This window comes from Pseudoalteromonas sp. SG41-2, from assembly GCF_014164535.1.
In the GTDB taxonomy this organism is placed as follows: Bacteria; Pseudomonadota; Gammaproteobacteria; order Enterobacterales; family Alteromonadaceae; genus Pseudoalteromonas; species Pseudoalteromonas rhizosphaerae.
In genome coordinates, this window is sequence record NZ_JACJFK010000009.1 from 124,895 (window position 1) to 139,919 (window position 15,025).

Here is a 15,025-nt window from a genome sequence, read left to right on the forward strand (position 1 = left end):
ACGATTATCTTGTCATTAAAATTAGCACAATTGATGCCAATGACACGGTTTAATTAGAAAAACTATAGCAGACAGGCTATGGTTAATAATATTGTTTATCCATAGGTAAAATCGTGAGTCAATCAGCAGACCTACCAACCATGCAAGTATTATGCGTTGACGATGATGAGATTGTGCTACGTTCTTTATCGCGGCTGTTCAAAACGCAGCAACTTACGGTACTTACCAGTGATTCACCTATAGATGCACTAAAATTAATCAAACAGTATGAATTTGATGTAATTATTAGCGATATGCGGATGCCAAAAATGAATGGCGCTGAACTTTTTCAACAAGCGCAAAAATTAGCACCTGATACTCAGCGTATTTTACTTACTGGTTATGCAGATATCGAAATCACCTTAGCAGCTGTTAATCAAGGCAAGATCCATGGCTATATCCAAAAACCATGGCAAAATGACTTATTACTACGTTCCATCACCGACAGTATTGAAAAATATCAACTTAAAAAACAAAACCTGAAACTCCAACAACAAATTAATCGCCATAATGAAGTCCTCAAAGAACTTAATAGCTCTCTTGAACAGCGCGTTGAAAAAAGAACCAAACAAATAAAACAAGTACTTAAAAAACTCGAAATTGCCAACGCCCATGAAAAACACGAACATAGTTCAACAGTTGAGTTGCTCTATAACTTCATTAATGCCAATCCATATTTAGATGGCACCAAAGCGCAGAACATTGCCAATACCTGTACGCAAATAGCAAAACAGTTGCAGCTACCACCAAAAAATATAGAAATGGCGGCAATGGCTGGTTACTTAGCTCAGATAGGGCTGTTAGCAATGGATCCCGCACTTTATGAAAAACCCGTGCATGCGCTTAATGAACAGCAACGCAAAAGTTATTATACGCATCCAAGTACAGCACAATTGATGTTAATGCCTGCGACTCATCTGCATGAAGTATCTGACGCCATTTATCACCAGTACGAACGCTATAACGGAAATGGCCTACCTAAAGGATTAAAAGGTAATGATATTCCTCTTAGTGCAATGATACTCGCGCTTGCACGTGACTATTGGGATGCATTTGAACAAAGTAATTTAAAAGATGAAGAAAAGCACCAACATGCACTCGAAACAGTAAAAATGTACAGCGGTAACTTTTACCATCCTAAATTAGTGCAAGCTTTGGAGGCTTGCCGAGTTAAATGCATTAAGCAGCAAGCAAAAGTAGGCTCGATGAAAATAATAACGGCCAAAGAGCTAGCCATCAATATGGTACTTAGCCATGCACTGCATAGTCACACGGGGATTATGTTGCTGCCAAAGGGGCATATATTTAGTGCTAAATCCATTGAAAAGTTACAGCAACTAGAAGCTAAAAAACCGACTCCATTTAGGATCATGATCAAATCATTGTAAATCAGTGATCCTATTAACCCTTTCATTCGTTACAATAGGCTATTAATATTAATAGCCTATATTCCATAACCGTCTATTTTGCTTTAGGAGCATTGCGTGTCGCGATTTTCAGCCGTTACCGATAACCCTCATGATCAGCGTTTTAATCAAAAAACAGGGATTTTACTGACCAACTTAGGCAGCCCCGATGCCCCAACAGCAAGTGCATTGCGCATTTACTTACGTGAGTTTTTGTCAGATCCTCGTATCGTAGAAATACCGCGTATTGTGTGGATGATCATCCTGCATGGCATCATTTTGCGTATTCGCCCAAAACGCTCAGCTAAACTATATAAAAGTATTTGGACTGAAAATGGCTCGCCACTGACCCATATTACACGCCAGCAAAGCCTTAAATTAAATGCCTTATTAAAACAGCATGGCTATACCAATACCGAAGTGGTTATGGCGATGCGCTACGGTAATCCATCAATCGAAGCCGGCCTTGAAGAGCTTAGAGATAAAGGCTTAACCCGCATTATTGTGTTGCCACTTTACCCACAATATTCAAGCCCAACCACAGGCTCAACATTTGATGCCGTGGCGAATGTATTAAAAAAATGGCGCTGGGTGCCAGAGCTTCACTTTATAAATGGGTATCACAAAAACCCAACCTACCTAGAGTCACTCGCTAACAGCATTAGCGAAGATTTAGAAAAACACGGTATGCCACAAAAATTAGTGTTTTCGTACCACGGTATGCCTAAACAGTTTTTAGATAATGGCGACCCATATCATTGCTTATGTTTACAAACCACTCGCTTAGTGGTCGAAAAGCTCGGACTCGATAAAGATTTAGTTATCAGCACCTTTCAGAGCCGTTTTGGTAAAGCCGAGTGGTTAAAACCTTACACAGATGCAACCCTTGAGAGCTTACCAAACGAAGGGATTAAAGACGTGGCTATTATCAGCCCTGCATTTAGCGCTGATTGCCTTGAAACACTTGAAGAATTAGAAGGTGAAAACCGAGAGATTTTTGAACAAGCTGGCGGTGAAAAATACCGTTATATAGCTGCGCTTAATGATAGAGACGATCATATTAACGCGTTATTTGAGGTGCTTAAACCAAACTTATAAATTAAACTTTAACACTGCCGCGCAGCGCTTTGGTATTACCATGTTTGGTTTTCTTATCCATGCGTCTGCGCTGTGAATTACGTGTTGGCTTTGTAGCACGACGAGCACGTTCGACCTTAGTGGCTGATAAAATAAGCTGTTTTAGTCGCTTTAACGCATCTTCCCTGTTTAGCTCTTGAGTTCGATGACTTTGCGCTTTGAGAACAATCACACCTTCTTTAGTGATACGACTATCATTGAACGCCAACAACCGCTCTTTATAAAACTCTGGTAACTTTGAGCGATTAATATCAAAGCGAAGGTGGATCGCACTGGCCACTTTATTAACATTTTGACCACCCGCTCCTTGTGAACGAATAGCTGACAGCTCGACTTCCCATTCATCGATTGTTACGGTATTTGAAATAATTAACATGTGGTTCAGCTACATCAGGCAAAAATGTAGTATATCATCTGATGTTAACAGACTAAAACCCTCTTTAATTTATAGCGGTTATCTAATTAATAGTCTTTAATGCAACTAACAATTGAATAAAAAGGTGCTCAACATGAAAAAAATAATTTTATCTCTTAGTTTGTTAGCAATGAGTTTTTCAAGCCTTGCGGCAGATATCACAGAAAAAGATTTACAAGGTTATATGAAAGCATTACCCGCGGTTGCTGATTGGTCACAAAATCAAGATTCATTAAAAAGCATGGATTTGGGTAGTATGTTAGGTGGCTCTGAAGGGGGCTCGACGGCAATGGCATTAGGCGCCCTTGGTACAATCAAAGATAATGATTTATACAAAGAGTTTGCAGCCCTTACCAATAAATATGGTTTCACGCCTGAACAACTAATTACTGTGGGTTCTGAAGTCTCGATGGCTTACCTTGAAAACATCAAAGGTAATTTATCGCCAGAAAACAAAGATAAAGTAAATCAGCTAATGGGTGGTTTGCAAAGTATGGGCGGCTCGAAGCATAACAGCGCTAGTTCAATGATGGGCACACTTGGTAACTCAGCTAATGCTGCTAATACAGATGCGCCGGTTGTTAGCGAAAGTAATTTAAAACTAATTAAAGAATATATGCCGCAACTACAAAAACTATTTGCCAGAGTGCAATAGGTTTTTATAAAAAAGCGACCTTAGGGTCGCTTTTTTATAGTTGTAACTCCCCCAGCTGAAACTTATACTGGCTGCAATCATTAGCGACTTTAATTATTGATTTTATGCCATTAAGTACTTTTTCGCCCGCCACAACTGATAACGACCAAAAACAACTGTGTGTATTACTTGCACTGATAATAAGTGGCTCATCGCATGGCTATGAGAACTCTGTCCAGCAGCTCACTAAACGTCTTTATAGTCACATTAAAAATGGCTATTCGTTTTCTCAAGCTGAAGTCGCTAAATACACTAAACAACTCGAATCTAAAGATTTAATTTGGAAGCTCCCCTACGGACCAAACTTTCGTATATCAGTTAGCGCAGTTGCTTATGTAGCTATTAATGCTATAAAACATCAGCCAGTTTTATTGCATGCTTTTTTAACCGAAGCTACAAAAAGCTATTATTACCACGATCAAGCCGTGCACTTTCTGCACCTGCTATTTAATGATCTTGACCGCGCAAAAAGCGGAAAAAAACCGCTCCCTAGTGATTTATCACTTGAGCTTGATAGCGCTTTTGTTAATTTGCTCGCGCAATCACCATACAGCGAGCAACTGTGGCAATGCCTTCCTGAGCAATGGCAACAGCTTTGCTTGGATAACTTTATCCGCGGTCAATTTTTCAACCTCACCAGTGAGCGTGCATGGCCGACTCTGATTGCCAAAGCGCTCCCAACAACAGAGCTGAGAAAACGCATTTATCTGAATGAGAATTTAGCCATATTATTACAAGAAGATAATTTTGCTGAATTGTTAGATGATAAAAGAGACCGTGTTTTAGCCACTTTTTATGAAGCAAATACCAATGCCATCAAGGGTGAGTTTATTGATATTGCTTTGATACAGTATAAAAGCGCTTTAACAGCGTTTAGAAAAAACTTTGGCAAAGGCATCTATCCGACCGAGATCACCGGATTACTTTACACTATATGCCTATTTATCAGTGCAACCGCTGCAGATATTAAACAACTAAATACCTGTCGAAAATGGTATCAAAAAAATCTTGGGGAATTAAGCCACCCAAGCCAAGCGATTGATTATTTGCTGGAAGAGGATTTAGCTAACTATCAAAACCATCGTTTAAGCAACAGCTTAAGTCATCTACTTGGTAACCCGAATGCATTAGCGCCATTATTTTGCTTATTACTGGCAATTATTAAAAACGCCACAGACGAACAGGTAAATCATCTAAGGGGTGATACTGAACTGTTAGAACAGCTCAATAGCGCAATTAGTGCGCATCAACACTGGTTAGCTGAGCAATGCCAGCACTTAGTTAATTGGCTTAGCGATGACACACCATTACCCAATACTGGTTTATTACAGCACTTTACCCGCGTCCCACAATGGCAGCGTTGGCTTAATGATATTAGCCAAATTGATACGCCCACTGCGCAGCAACGAATTGTATGGCAACTGGATTTAACCCATCTAGATTTACCGCTCATACAAGCCAAAGTACAGCAACTCAATGCCAAAGGCGAATGGACCAAAGGTCGTAAAGTAAACGCCCAAGAACTTGCTTATAACCAGTATCAAGATGCATTAACCAGCGCCGATCATAACTTAGTACAAGTGCTCAACAACCATGCCGGATTTGGTTATCACGAAATACATGCAACGGCCGCGGTATTACAAGCACTAATAGGGTTTAAAGGGCTTGAAGATCACAATGGACAGCCACTTACGCTGATCAAAGGCGAGTTTGTCATTGAAATTGCACAAGACAGCAATGATTGCTATCGCCTGGTAATGCAACCGAGTATCAGCGATCCGGACTGTGACTTTTTACTTATCCACAGTCACGCAAATTGTTACCAAGTATTCGCCATTGATGACAAACAGCTCAAATTACTGCAACTATTTGAGCAACAACCCAATAATTTAACCGAAGAAAAACTGCCACAACTAAATGCCGCATTACAAGTACTGGCTAACGAGCATCATATTAGCAGCCAGCGTACCGAGTTTGCTCATATCAACAACGTACGCCAAGGCTTGTGTGAATTTGCCGCAGTGATCGCTCTTACCCAATTAGGTATCAACATTAACTTTTATGCCATGCCAAATGGCGTAGATGGCCCTTGGGTTGAGCCCGGCATTGGTGCTTTGACACTGGCACATACTGATGATGATCAAACCGACAGCATTGTTATTAAACGTGATTTAAAAGCAGAGCAAAAAGCGTTTAGAAAATTACTGAAAAGTATGGCCGGATTATTTGCTGATCGGCAATCACCGCAACATAATCAAATTCAACAGCAGTTTTATTTACCTGAAGATATTAGCCAAGCAATTGAGTTACTTGAAGCTGCGCAAAAAGCACAGTCTCTGGTATTAAGTTGGGACGAAACGAGCCAAGGCATGAGAGTTGCCAAAAGCCAGCACCTTTCTCTTAACTTAAATGATGATAACGATTGGTTAAGCGTCAGTGGTAAAATCTCACTCCCTAGCGGCCAAATATACGAATTACAAACCCTGCTTAAAGCCCCGCGCCGTGGCAGCATTTTAGAGTTTTCGGAAGGCAATTCATTATTATTGGATCAGCGTTTAACTAACTTATTAAATCGCTTAGAAGGGATGCAAAATATTGATAAGCACAACCCAAGTGATGAACTACGGATTGCCAACGCGCGTGCATTGCCTTTACACCAAAGCATTGCCGACTTAGGTGATGTCACATTTGGTGACAGCTGGAAAACGCGTTTAGCTAAATTTGAGCAAACTATCGACCCTACCTTACCTGCACATTTAGTCCATATTTTACGAGACTATCAAGTAGTCGGGGTTAAATGGCTAATGCAACTGGCCAACTGGGGACTCAATGCTTGTTTAGCCGATGACATGGGGCTGGGTAAAACCTTACAAACCTTAACCGTGTTACAAATGCGCAGTAGTTTAGGTGCCAGTGTAGTGGTTGCGCCAAAATCTGTGTGTCATAACTGGCAAGTTGAAACCGAGCGATTCGCGCCGGCTTTGCATGTAAAAATCATTGAAAACGCCACTGCATGCGCTGATATTCTGGCAACGGCTGGTAAACACGATTTAGTGATCGTCAGTTATGGTTTACTGCCACTAATTGGTGAACAACTGGCGCAATTTTCTTTTGCTAATATTGTCTTTGACGAAGCACAGGCAATTAAAAACCCCTTGAGTTTAAGAGCTAAAGCCGCATTTGCACTCAATGGTCAATTTAAAATTGCCCTATCAGGCACACCAATCGAAAACCATTTAGGTGAACTGTGGAGCTTGTTTAACTTTTTAATGCCAGGCTTTTTACATACCCTGCCAGTATTTAAAAAGCGCTTTGGTAACGCCGATAAAAACCAACAACAAGCCGATACCCTGAAAACCCTCATTGCTCCATTTATCCTGCGTCGAACCAAACAAACGGTATTGACCGAGTTACCAGAAAAAACCGAAATAAACTTAACCTTCGCATTAAGTGAAAAAGAGCAAGCACTGTACGAAGCAACCCGTTTAAACGCACTTGAACAAGCAAATCAGGAAGATAGCCAATACATTACTATCTTGGCGTCATTAACTAAATTACGCCGCGCTTGTATTGCCCCGCAGTTGTTATTAGAAAATAGTAAGTTGCCATCTAGTAAACTCGACACTGCAGAAGCGATTATTGAAGAATTACTAGAAAACAACCACCAAGCGCTGATCTTCAGCCAATTTGTCGATGTGTTAAAACTGGTTGAAAAGCGCTTACAAAAACGCGGCATCGATTATTGTTATCTTGACGGCAGCATGAGTACTAACAAACGCAAACAACAAGTTGATAAATTTCAAGCAGGTCATGCACCACTGTTTTTGATCAGCTTAAAAGCAGGCGGCACGGGGCTTAATTTAACGGCGGCTGATTATGTACTGCATCTCGATCCGTGGTGGAATCCTGCGGTTGAACAACAAGCATCAGATCGCGCGCATCGCCTAGGGCAAACACGCCCCGTTACTGTGTACCGACTGATAGCACAAAATACCATTGAAGAAAAAATCCTGCAATTGCACGAACATAAACAAGCACTCGCAGATAAAGTACTCGCCGGCAGTGGTGATGCTGGGCAAATGTCTAAAGATCAACTACTGGCGCTGTTAAGTAACAGCGAAATGTAGCTCAGACCTGTTTATCTTTCGAGATTATTACAGCAGCCCATGTGGTTTTTAGGCAGGTCTATGTAGCGCGGTTATTCTTGGTGTGCCAAAGTAACCGCAAAGGCACTGGCATCTTCTAATGTCGAAAGCATCGCTGGAGTAGGCAAACAGATATCCTGAACAAAATGCAGTACATGGGGCTGTGGCTCACCAAAAAGAATATCCAGCGCTAAGCGGTCTTTACCGTATAAACCACGGTGGATCATATTTGCCGAGAAAATTAATAAATCCCCTGCTTGCATTTCTATCACATGGCCGGTGGCTAAATCATCGCTGGTGTTGTTGTGCTCAATCGCCAACCGAGTTGCCAGCTCATCAGGGGTATCCCAACGTCGATGGGTACCTGGTACTAACTCAATACCTGGCTCATCCTCAAGCGCAACCCGACAATGTATCACTTCAGGACCCGATAGCGCAGCTTGCTGCTCCGCCAAGCTTAAATGGTACTGCATATCACGATGCCAATAATTTTCTTGCTCAGGATTAACCGGATTAAAAAACAACTGGGTATTCATAAAGGCCGCTGATTCAAGTATCGAATCAACTTGAGCCATTAACTTATGGCTGGCAATAAACTTAAATAATACTAAGCGCTGGGCCTCATCTAAATAGGTATTTGCAGTTAAATAGGCACTATTAACCGCCTTGGTTTGATAAAACTGTTGATTATCTGCGATCCATTGCTGATGAAAACAATTGATCACTTCGCGCTCATGCACAAGTTCACGTTCAGTGTAAAAACCTTTTACATGAAAAAAGCCATGCTGCTCAAATTGGGTATTGATCATCAAACTAATCATCCTCACATTGCAAAATTGCTTGAATAGTTTGCGCCAACTGTGGCACCACATCACGCTCAAACCAAGGGTTTTTAGTTAGCCAAATATTATTACGCGGACTCGGGTGTGGCAATGGCAAAACATCTGGCCAATACTCACGCCATGATTTTACTAACTCAGTGAGGGGTAAATGTTTTGTGTGTGGTAAATGGTACGCTTGGGCATATTTACCCAGCACTATGGTTAACTTAATATTGGGCAGTGCCGCTAAAAACTGGGAACGCCATGCAGGTGCGCATTCTTTACGCGGCGCTAAATCGCCTGACTTACCTTTACCTGGGTAACAAAAGCCCATCGGCAAAATAGCAACCTTAGTTGCATCATAAAAATCGCATGGCTTAAGCCCTAACCACTCGCGCAGCCGCTTACCACTGGCATCATCAAATGGAATGCCACTTTGGTGTACTTTAAGCCCCGGCGCTTGCCCTGCAATTAAAATACGCGCACTGGGATTAAATTGCAGCACCGGACGTGCCCCAAGCGCCAGCTCAGGCTCACAGATCACGCATTGACTAACTTGCTTTAACAAGGTGCTAGCCATCATCACTGCTTTGCCCTATTCGCCACAGCACACCACTTGGATCATAAATAACAAAATCAATCATTTGCCACGCTTGCAAGCTTGGCTCAGTAATTTTTATATTATATTTTTGCGCCAACCCTGCACTTGTTAATTTATCATGCCATGCTGTCACATCTGCAACTAATAAGTGCATCATAAAATTTTTAGCGTGCTCTGGATTATAAAAATTTTGCAGTAAAAAACTACAGTCTCCGTGGTAAAAGTACGCCATATCTGGGGTTTCCCACGCGATTTGAAAGCCCATATGCTGATAAAACGCACAACTAAGCGCAAAATCTTTTGCTGGTACAAATGCTTTAATTTCTTCGCAACTCAAATCTGTCATTCAATTCATTTCCTTGAGTTAGTAAAATTATGATCTATTTTTGCGTTCAATTATGTTCTGACCACACTGCAAATTCATTGCCACTGGGCTCGGTAAAATGGAATCGACAGCCCCCAGGAAAATCAAAAATTGGTTTTATAATACTCCCGCCATATTGCTCTACTTTAGCCTGTGTTTGCGCAATATCCTCGCTATAAAATACTAACAAAGCTGCACCATGTTGCGTTAATGAGCTAAGTGGTGCTTGATAAAAACCGCCATCAAGCCCAGCAGTATCAGCACTAAATGACGTATATTCAGGGCCATAATCAATAAACTGCCAATCAAAAACCGCACTAAAAAATGCCTTAGTGGCGATTAAATCTGCTGCGGCAAATTCAACATAATTAAGTTTTTTGTGTGCTGACATAGTACTCCCTAAAAAATTAATGTAACGGCTTATAGCCTTCCAATCACTAAGCATACAAGCAGTTGAAAAATTTGCGAACTTTTCAATTAAAACAGCAAATGATAAAAGCAGATCATCATTTTACTAAGTAAATATACTGAGTATTATTGCGCTATCACCCGAACAAACAACAAAGAAAATACGAATCACTATCTTTTCTGTATCTAGAATATATAATACCCTCTTTATTCGCCCCCATTTGGGACTTTGAGGGATCATCATGCACGCTCAATCTGTCAAAAACAGCCAAACACTCTCTATAAGATCTAAATTAAGCCAAGCTTATCAAGCCCATGCTTACCGTTTTGCTGTTATCTCACGCTTTTTTGCCGCCATTGTTGGTGGTTATACCTTTACTGCCGTGTTTACCGCGTTACTGAGTATTATTTTACCGCTGAAAAAATCAGATGCTGTACTGCTTAGTATCAGCCTGACTATTTTAGTGTACAGCTGCGTGTTTATTTGGGTGTTTGCAGTTAAGTCACTATCTAAAATATGGATCACTATTTTACTAACTACTTCAGGGTGTGCTCTGATCTTATCATTACTAAAGGGTTGGCTATGAAAGAGAGTTTTTTCCGCTCCATGACCTGGATGCATACTTGGGTTGGATTATTAGTATGCTGGCTACTCTATTTAATATTTTTTGCTGGTACGGTGAGTTTTTTTCGGGACGAAATAACGCTATGGAATCAACCAGCGCTGCACAATGTACAAGCGCCTGAACAGCGTGTAGCGCAACAGCGTAGCCAAATTATCAGTGGTATTAATTACCTACAAAATGCAGGCTCGGAGTCTACGCGTTGGGGAATTTACTTGCCCACAGAGCGAAAACCGCAGCTTAACTATGCTTATGAAAAGCCTCGTCCTGAAGGGAAGCGTTTTGGTGGTTGGCAAGAGCACAATATCAACCCACAAACAGGCGACGAAATAGCACAAACAAGAGACACCAGAGGTGGTAACTTTTTTTACCGACTGCATTTTGACCTACATTATATTGATGTACGCACAGCCCGATGGATTGTCTGCTTTGCGAGCTTATTTATGTTGGTAGCGCTGATATCTGGGGTGGTGATCCACAAACGTATTTTTAAAGATATGTTTAGCTTTCGTGCCAATAAAGGCAGCCGCAGTTGGTTAGATGGCCATAATGTATCGTCTGTATTGGCGTTACCTTTTCATATTATGATCACTTATACAGGCCTAATCACGCTAATATTTATGTTATTCCCCTATCCAGCAATGACCGCATACGAAGATGGTATTCGTGGTTTATTTAACGATGTGTCACCCACTAATGTGCGCACCAAAACTAGCCCAGATAGCGCCCCATTAATAGCCATCGATACTATTTTAGATCAAGTTTATACTAACTGGCCTGATGCTGACTTAACACAAATATCAATTCGTGATCCAAATAAAGCCTCAGCCACAATTACAGTCCGTGCAGACACCGGTAGCCTAGTTCGCGACCAAACACCCACCTTCTTATTTAACGGTGTAGATGGCAGCTTAATAGCTAAAACTGCTGCCCAATTAACCAATACAGAAGTGTTCTATGACTCGCTAACAGCCCTACACACAGGCCGTTTAGCTAACCCATTATTACGCTGGTTATACTTTTTATGCGGCGTAGCTGGCTGTGTAATGATAGCAACTGGCTGTATTATGTGGGCTAAGCGTATTCGCGAACGCATGAAAAAAGACCAACCCGCTACAATTGGCTTAAAGTTGGTAGAAGGGTTAAACCTTGCCACATTAATGGGCTTACCACTTGCAACCTGCGCATTTTTTATTGCCAACCGGTTACTGCCTATGACAACCCCTGAGCGCGCTGATAAAGAAATACTTGCATTCTTTGTGACTTGGCTAGCCGTTGCTTTGTTTGCGCTATTTAAACGCGCAAGGCCGCAGTGGATTTTACTCGCGTGGATAAACGGTATCGCCTGTCTCAGCGTGCCTGTTATTAATGCTCTTACCACCAATGGCAATCTAAGAAGCTACTTGCTAAACGGCCAATGGGCGTTGTTTAGTTTTGATTTAATGTGCTTAATATTTGCAGCCTTATTTGTAATTCAGGCCAAAAAAATACCAACTCACACTCCGGCTAAAACACCGCAACAACGGGCGCGCCGTTCAGCAAAAACTAAGTTACAGGAGCAACCATAATGCATGAATTACTGCAATTGAGCCTATGTTTACTGGCATTTAATTGTTTTGCTTTGGCTAAATTTAATCATTACCGTGATGTATTTAAAACCCGCCCTAGCGACAAACTCAGTAAACAGTTTTTGATCGCTGCTTGGATCAGTATTTTACTAAGCTTAGTACTGAGTGTTGTACAACATAACGGCTACGGCGCTTTACTATTTTGTGGTTACATGGCGCTAAGTGTCTTAATATTAATGATTTTTTATAGCTTCAAAGCATCTTGGGTAAAAATAATGACTGCTTTAAATATCACCGTTGTAATGCTCAGTGGGCTGTTTTTAACTGTTTTTTAAGCTTAGTTAGTAAAAATATGATCTGAGCAAAAAAAAAAGGCAAACTAACTTAGTTTGCCTATATCCAAATGATTTGGTTATAAATAGTAGGGGGATACTCATGTTACAAATAGCTTGATTGAAGCTATTGCCAATCAATCTATGTGGAACATAATATCCCTCTAATGTGTCATATTTATTACCTAGTAATTACTTTTTAATATAAAAAAATAAAACCTATTACTGTGTAGTCGTAGCAAAGTCAAAGTTACACAAGCCGCCCTACATAGCTATTCTCTATCACTGTAAAGGGGATTTACAGTCATGGTGTACTGTTCTGTTTAACCATAATCAGGTTGTCAGTATCAAAGCCTTTTTGCTGCGCAAGCACTTTAAAGTCAGCTAAGCGTTGCTCACTCACAGTGGGGGTACGCGATAATAGCCACAAATAATCGTTATTGTAGCCAGATACGTACGCATATTGGTAATTTTGTTGGTCTAACTTAAATACAATATAAGAGCTGTAAAAAGGACCAAAAAACGATACTTTTAAATGACCAACATCATTGCTATCAACAAATTTCGCAGTACCTTGAGCCTCACTCCATTTGTTTTCCTCGCTATTAAAACCACGGTTTAGCACAGTTACAGAGCCATCATCGTTAATTGTATAATCCGCTGTTATATTATCTAAACCCCGCTCAAAAGAGTGATCTAATCGGGCTATTTCATACCACTTACCTTGGTACTGTTCGATGGAAAAAGGACTCACTGGTGCAACCTTATCGGGCATGCCAGTACAGCCAAGCAGTAAACTACTGACAAACAGAGTAAGAGTGATAAATAATTGATTTTTCATCGTTGATTCCTTGATAGTTAATTAGGCCACCAACGCAGTAAAGCATAAAAAGTTCACTTAATACTAGTTGTTCTAAAAGCCTTAGGTTAGGATCATTTTTTTACTAACTATTAGAAGTTAACAATGAAGATATGGGTTGATGCTGACGCCTGTCCAGTGGTGATCAAAGAAATTTTGTTTCGTGCCGCAGAGCGTACGCAAACTGAAACAATTTTAGTCGCTAATCATGCAATGCGTATTCCGCCTTCAAAATACATTAGCCGGTTGCAGGTCTCATCAGGGTTTGATGTGGCTGATGACGAAATCGTCAAACGTATTGCAGCCAATGATCTAGTGATCACCGGTGATATTCCGCTAGCATCAGAAGTAATCGATAATGGCGGCCAAGCGCTAAATCCTCGCGGCGAACTGTATACCAGTGAAAATATTCGCTCGTTACTAAATGTGCGCGATTTTATGGATACTATGCGTTCAAGTGGCGTTGAAATGAACGGCGGACCGCCACCGCTTAGCCAAAGTGATCGTCAAAACTTTGCTAATAATCTAGATCGCATTCTAGCTAAAAATAAATGAGTAAGGCTGCAAGTAATATAGGCTTTGGTGACCCAGCTTTTACAGTCGCTGTGTATACAGCGAATGTACCACCGATGCCACAGTACACCAACCTAAGTACAGTGACGTCATGTGTGGATGGACAAATTGCCAGCATCAACCAAGCCTGTGGTAATGGCTGGCGTAAAGTATTTAATGTATATGCTAAAGTGCTATTTTCACTGCCTAGCGAGCATTACCACTTCGCCAAACTCGCCCCGACTTGGCAACACTATCGTGATGAACAACTGCTACAGCCTAATAGTCAAACAGCCTTACTTTTTAGCCCTCCGGTTTTAAACAACAATAATACCTTGCATATTATTGCCGGACGCACCTATGCTAAAGCATTGCTTCAGCAAGGGCACCTAAAGTGTCAATTACAGTGGTTAGATGAAGAATTTGCTATCGATAAAGTAAACAAGTTGATTGTGTGTCCATACTTTGATTACCGCCAACTTAGCAATATAAAAATAGCGCGACTTAGTCAGCTAGTTGCCCAGTGTTTTGTGGCAGAGTAAGACTTTGTTAACTAACCTTAAGGTAATTTGCATATTATGGACAATTTAACTTTATGAAAATCCTCGTCGTTGACGATATGCCTTTGATGCGCCATGTATTAATAAATATGTTAAGAAAACTAAATTATCACGATATTGTTGAAGCGACTGATGGAATACAAGCATTAAGTTTATTACAAAACCAAGGCTATGATTTAGTTATCACCGACTTGCATATGCCAAAAATGGATGGCAAAACTTTACTCAATCGTATTCGTGATGACCAAGAGTTAGCCGAAATCCCGGTGTTAATGATCACCTGCGAAGACAGCTCCACAGCAATCAAAGAAATTATCGCCGCGAAAGTGTCAGGCTTTATTGTAAAACCTTTTAATTTAAATGTGTTAGATAGCCAGTTAAAGAAAGTTATGAAGTTAGAAAGTTAGAAAGTTAGAAAGTTAGAAAGTTAGAAAGTTAGAAAGTTAGTCAATCTCAACGCAATGTTACTTTAAACATTGTTTAAGTGCGTCATCATCTTGC

The 15,025-nt window shown here is 40.8% G+C and carries 16 protein-coding genes; 10 read left to right on the plus strand and 6 right to left on the minus strand.

All coding sequences use genetic code 11. The features are described 5' to 3' along the window. Window positions 1-140 precede the first annotated feature (140 nt). Together H5186_RS09235 and hemH are read left to right on the plus strand one after the other, a co-directional pair. Complete coding sequence (locus H5186_RS09235; protein ID WP_182740004.1) at window positions 141-1,427, plus strand: HD domain-containing phosphohydrolase; 1,287 nt, start codon at window positions 141-143, stop codon at window positions 1,425-1,427. A gap of 96 nt (window positions 1,428-1,523) precedes the next feature. Further along, entirely contained in the window at window positions 1,524-2,543 is a 1,020-nt protein-coding gene (hemH, locus tag H5186_RS09240; protein ID WP_149981962.1) for a ferrochelatase, read from the plus strand. A 1-nt stretch (window position 2,544) separates the two neighbouring features. On the opposite strand, the gene arfB is transcribed toward hemH, so the two are convergent. After that, the gene (gene arfB / locus H5186_RS09245) at window positions 2,545-2,958 is read right to left on the minus strand and encodes an alternative ribosome rescue aminoacyl-tRNA hydrolase ArfB (RefSeq protein WP_145239847.1); all 414 of its coding nucleotides are present in this window, start codon (window positions 2,956-2,958) and stop codon (window positions 2,545-2,547) included. 133 nt (window positions 2,959-3,091) lie between these two features. Here arfB and H5186_RS09250 point away from each other — a divergent pair, with 133 nt between their 5' ends. Beyond that, complete coding sequence (locus tag H5186_RS09250) at window positions 3,092-3,652, plus strand: short-chain dehydrogenase (RefSeq protein WP_182794386.1); 561 nt, start codon at window positions 3,092-3,094, stop codon at window positions 3,650-3,652. Between the two features lie 104 nt (window positions 3,653-3,756). Continuing rightward, window positions 3,757-7,818, plus strand: coding sequence for a DEAD/DEAH box helicase (locus tag H5186_RS09255; RefSeq protein ID WP_182794387.1), 4,062 nt, complete (start codon window positions 3,757-3,759; stop codon window positions 7,816-7,818). Window positions 7,819-7,889: 71 nt separating this feature from the next. Here the strand turns inward: H5186_RS09255 and H5186_RS09260 are convergent, their stop codons facing one another. The 4 genes from H5186_RS09260 to H5186_RS09275 are packed head-to-tail and all read right to left on the minus strand — an operon-like array spanning window position 7,890 to window position 10,013. Then, the gene (locus H5186_RS09260; protein WP_182794388.1) at window positions 7,890-8,645 is read right to left on the minus strand and encodes a phytanoyl-CoA dioxygenase family protein; all 756 of its coding nucleotides are present in this window, start codon (window positions 8,643-8,645) and stop codon (window positions 7,890-7,892) included. Between the two features lie 4 nt (window positions 8,646-8,649). Beyond that, window positions 8,650-9,240, minus strand: coding sequence for a uracil-DNA glycosylase family protein (locus H5186_RS09265; RefSeq protein ID WP_182718232.1), 591 nt, complete (start codon window positions 9,238-9,240; stop codon window positions 8,650-8,652). Further along, complete coding sequence (locus H5186_RS09270; RefSeq protein ID WP_182718231.1) at window positions 9,230-9,604, minus strand: VOC family protein; 375 nt, start codon at window positions 9,602-9,604, stop codon at window positions 9,230-9,232. The genes H5186_RS09265 and H5186_RS09270 overlap by 11 nt, the downstream gene beginning before the upstream one ends. A 46-nt stretch (window positions 9,605-9,650) precedes the next feature. After that, the gene (locus tag H5186_RS09275; RefSeq protein ID WP_182718230.1) at window positions 9,651-10,013 is read right to left on the minus strand and encodes a VOC family protein; all 363 of its coding nucleotides are present in this window, start codon (window positions 10,011-10,013) and stop codon (window positions 9,651-9,653) included. Window positions 10,014-10,272: 259 nt separating this feature from the next. Between H5186_RS09275 and H5186_RS09280 the strand changes: the two genes are divergently transcribed. Genes H5186_RS09280 through H5186_RS09290 form a run of 3 tightly spaced genes read left to right on the plus strand, consistent with a single transcriptional unit; the run spans window position 10,273 to window position 12,556 of the window. Next, window positions 10,273-10,617 carry a hypothetical protein gene (locus H5186_RS09280; RefSeq protein WP_182739995.1) on the plus strand — a complete coding sequence of 115 codons (345 nt, stop codon included), beginning with the start codon at window positions 10,273-10,275 and terminating at the stop codon, window positions 10,615-10,617. Continuing rightward, a complete protein-coding gene (locus tag H5186_RS09285; RefSeq protein WP_182794389.1) occupies window positions 10,614-12,221 on the plus strand; it encodes a PepSY domain-containing protein in 1,608 nt (535 codons plus the stop codon). The genes H5186_RS09280 and H5186_RS09285 overlap by 4 nt, the downstream gene beginning before the upstream one ends. Beyond that, a complete protein-coding gene (locus H5186_RS09290) occupies window positions 12,221-12,556 on the plus strand; it encodes a DUF3325 domain-containing protein (RefSeq protein ID WP_145239865.1) in 336 nt (111 codons plus the stop codon). The genes H5186_RS09285 and H5186_RS09290 overlap by 1 nt, the downstream gene beginning before the upstream one ends. A gap of 301 nt (window positions 12,557-12,857) precedes the next feature. On the opposite strand, the gene H5186_RS09295 is transcribed toward H5186_RS09290, so the two are convergent. Beyond that, a complete protein-coding gene (locus tag H5186_RS09295; protein ID WP_149981969.1) occupies window positions 12,858-13,394 on the minus strand; it encodes a lipocalin family protein in 537 nt (178 codons plus the stop codon). Between the two features lie 123 nt (window positions 13,395-13,517). Between H5186_RS09295 and H5186_RS09300 the strand changes: the two genes are divergently transcribed. The 3 genes from H5186_RS09300 to H5186_RS09310 are packed head-to-tail and all read left to right on the plus strand — an operon-like array spanning window position 13,518 to window position 14,931. After that, complete coding sequence (locus tag H5186_RS09300) at window positions 13,518-13,967, plus strand: YaiI/YqxD family protein (RefSeq protein ID WP_145239874.1); 450 nt, start codon at window positions 13,518-13,520, stop codon at window positions 13,965-13,967. Then, complete coding sequence (locus H5186_RS09305) at window positions 13,964-14,506, plus strand: DUF6942 family protein (RefSeq protein ID WP_182794390.1); 543 nt, start codon at window positions 13,964-13,966, stop codon at window positions 14,504-14,506. Before H5186_RS09300 ends, H5186_RS09305 begins: the two co-directional genes overlap by 4 nt. Before the next feature lie 53 nt (window positions 14,507-14,559). After that, the gene (locus H5186_RS09310; RefSeq protein ID WP_145239878.1) at window positions 14,560-14,931 is read left to right on the plus strand and encodes a response regulator; all 372 of its coding nucleotides are present in this window, start codon (window positions 14,560-14,562) and stop codon (window positions 14,929-14,931) included. The last annotated feature ends 94 nt before the right edge of the window (window positions 14,932-15,025 follow it).

What these genes read in the sequence shown, in the direction of transcription:
- H5186_RS09235 (WP_182740004.1), top strand. Translation starts at nt 141, where the DNA reads ATGCAAGTATTATGCGTTGACGATGATGAGATTGTGCTACGTTCTTTA.
- arfB (WP_145239847.1), bottom strand. Translation starts at nt 2,958, where the DNA reads ATGTTAATTATTTCAAATACCGTAACAATCGATGAATGGGAAGTCGAG.
- H5186_RS09250 (WP_182794386.1), top strand. Translation starts at nt 3,092, where the DNA reads ATGAAAAAAATAATTTTATCTCTTAGTTTGTTAGCAATGAGTTTTTCA.
- H5186_RS09255 (WP_182794387.1), top strand. Translation starts at nt 3,757, where the DNA reads ATGCCATTAAGTACTTTTTCGCCCGCCACAACTGATAACGACCAAAAA.
- H5186_RS09260 (WP_182794388.1), bottom strand. Translation starts at nt 8,645, where the DNA reads ATGATCAATACCCAATTTGAGCAGCATGGCTTTTTTCATGTAAAAGGT.
- H5186_RS09265 (WP_182718232.1), bottom strand. Translation starts at nt 9,240, where the DNA reads ATGATGGCTAGCACCTTGTTAAAGCAAGTTAGTCAATGCGTGATCTGT.
- H5186_RS09270 (WP_182718231.1), bottom strand. Translation starts at nt 9,604, where the DNA reads ATGACAGATTTGAGTTGCGAAGAAATTAAAGCATTTGTACCAGCAAAA.
- H5186_RS09275 (WP_182718230.1), bottom strand. Translation starts at nt 10,013, where the DNA reads ATGTCAGCACACAAAAAACTTAATTATGTTGAATTTGCCGCAGCAGAT.
- H5186_RS09280 (WP_182739995.1), top strand. Translation starts at nt 10,273, where the DNA reads ATGCACGCTCAATCTGTCAAAAACAGCCAAACACTCTCTATAAGATCT.
- H5186_RS09285 (WP_182794389.1), top strand. Translation starts at nt 10,614, where the DNA reads ATGAAAGAGAGTTTTTTCCGCTCCATGACCTGGATGCATACTTGGGTT.
- H5186_RS09290 (WP_145239865.1), top strand. Translation starts at nt 12,221, where the DNA reads ATGCATGAATTACTGCAATTGAGCCTATGTTTACTGGCATTTAATTGT.
- H5186_RS09295 (WP_149981969.1), bottom strand. Translation starts at nt 13,394, where the DNA reads ATGAAAAATCAATTATTTATCACTCTTACTCTGTTTGTCAGTAGTTTA.
- H5186_RS09300 (WP_145239874.1), top strand. Translation starts at nt 13,518, where the DNA reads ATGAAGATATGGGTTGATGCTGACGCCTGTCCAGTGGTGATCAAAGAA.
- H5186_RS09305 (WP_182794390.1), top strand. Translation starts at nt 13,964, where the DNA reads ATGAGTAAGGCTGCAAGTAATATAGGCTTTGGTGACCCAGCTTTTACA.
- H5186_RS09310 (WP_145239878.1), top strand. Translation starts at nt 14,560, where the DNA reads ATGAAAATCCTCGTCGTTGACGATATGCCTTTGATGCGCCATGTATTA.